This window comes from Ferroplasma sp. Type II (genome assembly GCF_000496155.1).
On record NZ_KI542733.1, the window covers coordinates 2,443 to 3,378 of the forward strand.

A 936-nucleotide genomic window follows, 5' to 3' on the forward strand; every position below is an offset into this window, starting at 1 on the left:
TCTGCAAGTATGGAAACCGCAGCCTCGTATGTGTAAACTTCAATTGAGTCTATATAGTTCATGTCCAGGTCATTGACCAACTTCATGGATGCTTCCACAGCTGCCATGGCATGGTATTCAACTGGAAATTTCTTTACATAGGTACGCATAATGCCATCGACTCTTTTACCCTCAAGTTTTGAGAAATCCATATCTGGCGCAACTATGTTCTTAAATCCCATTTTCCCTGACAGTGGCTCTGATGGAGCTGTAAAGCCATAAAGCGTGGCAAGTGCACCAAAAACCGAGTTTCTTGCACTGTTTGCTGCAGCTCCTGCCTTCCACATTGTGAGGTCACCTACCCTTGGCTGCCTCAGTGCCACATGTGGAACAAGTGCTATGGATATTGCATTTATTATCTGGTTTTCATTAAAATCAAGCAGTTTGGAAAGTGCAGCAGCCATGGCTATTTCAGTAAAATTTACATGGTCATAGCCCTTTGCCCTCAGTGATGTGGAATCACACAGCCTTGTTCCTATCTCATAGCCCACTGCAGCAGCTGTAATCAAATCCTTTCCAGTTTTATTGAAAATGGAGGAAATAGAAATTAATGGGCCGAACATGTCGCTTGGATGTAATGGTTCCAGTGACAGGTATGTGTCATTGAAATCCATGTATCTTATAAACAGTGAATTAAGAAATGCAGAGAAATCTGGAGATGATGTGCCCATGCCGATAATCTTGGCATTTCCAGGATATAGCCCGATCATCTTTTTAACCTTTGACGCAGGTGGAGAATCTATAGATGAATATGCAACGCCCAATGCATCTATGAATCTTCGCTTAACTTCATGTTTTACGTCTTCTCCTATATTCTCATAGGATACGCCACTTATAAATTCAGCCAGATTATTTTCGATAGCCATGATAAATAATAGCGTTTTATAATATATTGTT

Annotated in this window: 1 protein-coding gene; it reads right to left on the reverse strand. The window is 40.9% G+C overall.

Features of this window, described 5'->3' with window-relative positions:
• Nucleotides 1-905, reverse strand: a 905-nt coding sequence (locus AMDU4_RS08100; protein ID WP_290704663.1) for an MmgE/PrpD family protein, incomplete at its 3' end; no start/stop codon positions are given.
• Between the last annotated feature and the right edge of the window lie 31 nt (nucleotides 906-936).